Consider the following 3,466-nt stretch of genomic DNA (forward strand, 5'->3'; position numbering starts at 1 on the left):
AATTATGGACCGTGCGCGGAAGATGGCCTTTTTAGTGGAAGAAGAGGAAGAAGAGAAGACGCGATTCAAGATGGATGCGAATGGGAATTTAGAAAGAGTAGAGTGAACTAGCTTTCTGCTCCAAAGGAAGACAGAGCTTCAGATCAAGGGGAATCCTTGGACTGAGGCTTTTTTGTTGTATAATGATGACGAATGCTACGAGTGGGGGAATTAGAATGCGAATTATGATAATTGGAGCGGGCTCTTTGGGGCTTTTATTTGCTGCAAAGCTGAGCTCTTTATGTGAACATATGACGGTGATTGCAAGAACGAAAGAACAAGCCGATCAGCTTGCTCAGAAAGGCATATTGCTAGGTGGAACGACTGAGCGTCACAGGACAACTCGCGGTGGTCTCATAGAATTTAGCTATTACCAAGAAAACAAGGAATCTTTGAATCGTACGAGTAGTTTTCCACAGCCATTGGATTATATCTTTCTCATGGTCAAGCAGCCTGCAATTACGAAAAAACTTGCGAAATATATAGATTCTCGGAGCTCAGAGACCACTCATGTAGTTAGCTTTCAGAATGGAATTGGTCATGAGGCCCYGCTGAATGAAGGGGACGGGGAGAATAAATTGCTGCTTGCTGTGACAACTGATGGAGCAAGACGAGAAAGTCTCACGGAGGTCTCTCACACAGGTCATGGCATAACTTACATAGGTGCATCCGAGCACACGAACCTTGATCAAGAAAATTCTGTGCACTTATTGTTAGTAAACTTGCTGGAAGAGGCAGGATTTCAGGCAATAATGTCGAAGAACATGGAGGTAAGAATTTGGAGTAAACTGATTATTAATGCCGTGATTAATCCGCTTACAGCTATTTTGCATGTAAAAAATGGGGAGTTGCTGGAGTCAGCTTGGACAAGGGGACTGATGCTAGACCTTTACCGAGAGGCTTGTCTTGTGGCTGAAGCCAAAGGCATTAGGCTGCCTGATGAGCTATGGCAAACCATTATAACTGTATGTGAGGCTACAAGTAGGAATCATTCATCTATGCTTCAGGACATCGAACAGTCCAGGACCACTGAGATAGACCGAATAAACGGAAGTTTATTGCAGATGGCCGAAGAACTGAGCCTCGATCTTCCTGCACATCGCACTGTGTACCGATTAGTGAAAGCACTAGAATAAATTAGGTGGTCGAAGATGATGGATGTACTGATGAGTTGGATTTCCACACTTTATGCAGTTCTGGCTGTTGCACCGTTTATTACTTTTGTTTTATTATGGTTTCTAGTTTTTTACTTTCTTCGAGATAAGAAGATGACGACTAGACTGACCATGGATGTTACGACCTTTTTTCTGCTTGGTTCGGTTTCTTTGATGTGGAATCAACTATTTCATACAAGCTTTGGGTTCTGGATGATCGCTCTTATTCTGCTTATCGCTTTTGGAATTATTGGCGGTTATCAAACGCATTTGAAAGGTAAGACGGATTTGTTAAGAGTGAGCAGAGTGGTTTGGAGGCTTAGCTTTTTAGGGCTTTCGGCGCTTTACATTTTACTTTTCTTTGTTCATATTGGGAAAAATTACATTTTTTCGACATAAAATAAAGTCTCTTTTGTTGAAATTGGACGAAAAAAGAGACTTTTCTGCTGGTCTTTGTAATATTTATTTGAGATTTGTAGAAAATAACAATGAAAATCGTCTAGATTTTATTGACCGATGGTTGTATAATTAGAAACCGGAAGACACTATATATTCCAATGTTTCTAACATTTAATCTTACTTAGGTAAATTAAGTGTGGACAAAGTGTGGTTATATGTTATAATTCCTTGCGTAGAGTCTAGTAATTTTTTTTACCAGAGGTTTACGTAAGATATTATTACATGTATGAAGCGGTTTCATTTATTTTCGGGTATAAGGTGTGAGGTTGATGTCAGTAAAACTATCAAATACACCTAACCATAGATATTCTAGACATACATAAATTTTAGAGGAGGCGTTTTATGAAAGCGACAAAGTGGGTTACAACAGCAGTAGCATTAACGCTTATGGGTAGCGTAGCAATGGGTTGCGCGAAAAGTGAGGAAAATCCTTCTACGTCCCCATCCGGAGATACGAAAGGTTCTTCGGCACCGGCTTCCAACAAACCGCAAGAAATTAAAATCAACTTTACAGCTGAGCCGCCAGTCATGGATAGCTCCAAAGCAACAGCAAATGCTGCTTTTACATTTATTAGCGCATTTAACGAAGGTCTTTATCGTACGGACAAAGACGGCAAAGCAGTTGCTGGTCTTGCTAAAGATTTCCCGAAAATCTCTCCTGATGGTCTGACTTACACAATCGACATTCGTGACAACGCGAACTGGTCCGATGGTCAACCAGTTAAAGCGCAAGATTTCGTTTATTCCTTCAAACGTACATTAGATCCTGCTACAAAAGGGCAATATAGTTTCGTAGTAGCTTGGATTAAAGGTGGAGAAGCTGTTACTCAAGCTAAAACTCCTGAAGAAGTTAAGAAAGCTCAAGATGCTCTTGGTGTAAAAGCAATTAGCGACAAGCAACTTGAAATTACCCTTGAGAAACCAGTTACTTTCTTTACACAAATGCTTGCGTTCGGAACTTTCTTGCCACAACGTGAAGATTTCGTAACAAAAGCTGGCGATAAATACGGAGCAGAAGCTGACAAAGTAATCGGTGCTGGTCCATTCATCCTTAGCAAATGGGATCATGGCCAAACACTTGAACTTGTTAAAAATGATAAATACTGGGATGCTGCTAACGTAAAAATTACTAAAGCAACAGTTAACATTGTAAAAGATTCCAATACAGGTCTTAACCTGTATGAAACTGACGCTGCTGATTTGACTGAAATCAACCGCGATCAATTGAAACTTTACGCTGGTAAACCAGACAACCTGCCTAAACCAGAGTTGACTAACACTTACTTGATGTACCAAACGAAAAAAGTTCCAGCCTTGGCTAACAAGAAAATCCGTCAAGCTCTAGGTATGGCAATCGATCGTCAAGCTTTCGTTGATACAGTACTAGCTAACGGTTCTGTAGCTTCCACAGGGTTAGTACCTGGTGGTACTTCAGACGGTGCAGGCGGCGACTTCCGTAAATCTGCAGGCGATACACAACCGAAATTCGATGCAGCTAAAGCAAAACAATTGCTTGCTGAAGGTCTGAAAGAAGCTGGCTTGACAGCTCTTCCAAAAATGAAAGTGAATGCAGATGATACTGAAACTGCAAAAAAATCACTTGAGTTCATCCTTGCACAATGGAAACAAAACCTTGGATACGAAGCAGAAGCGAACCCAGTTCCGCACGCATTGCGTATCGAGTTGTCCTCCAAGCATGACTTCGATATCGCGCTTTCCCTATGGGGCGCAGATTACAACGATCCAATGACATTCTTGGATATGTGGGTAACTGGTGGAGAATTTGATGAAGGCGACTACAGCAACCCAGAGTA

General features: G+C 41.3%; 3 protein-coding genes and 1 pseudogene. All 4 read left to right on the forward strand.

From position 1 onward, the window contains the following. Window positions 1-106: pseudogene (locus tag AC1DUA_RS29480) on the forward strand (RsfA family transcriptional regulator); the annotation flags it as partial. A 109-nt stretch (window positions 107-215) separates the two neighbouring features. Further along, entirely contained in the window at window positions 216-1,175 is a 960-nt protein-coding gene (locus AC1DUA_RS29485) for a ketopantoate reductase family protein (RefSeq protein WP_477503129.1), read from the forward strand. A 15-nt stretch (window positions 1,176-1,190) separates the two neighbouring features. After that, the gene (locus AC1DUA_RS29490; RefSeq protein ID WP_477503130.1) at window positions 1,191-1,592 is read left to right on the forward strand and encodes a DUF3397 domain-containing protein; all 402 of its coding nucleotides are present in this window, start codon (window positions 1,191-1,193) and stop codon (window positions 1,590-1,592) included. Window positions 1,593-1,994: 402 nt separating this feature from the next. Continuing rightward, window positions 1,995-3,466 (forward strand): peptide ABC transporter substrate-binding protein (locus tag AC1DUA_RS29495; protein WP_477503131.1); only part of this gene is annotated, 1,472 nt, incomplete at its 3' end.

The sequence above is a fragment of the Paenibacillus sp. 01T422 genome, assembly GCF_056398785.1.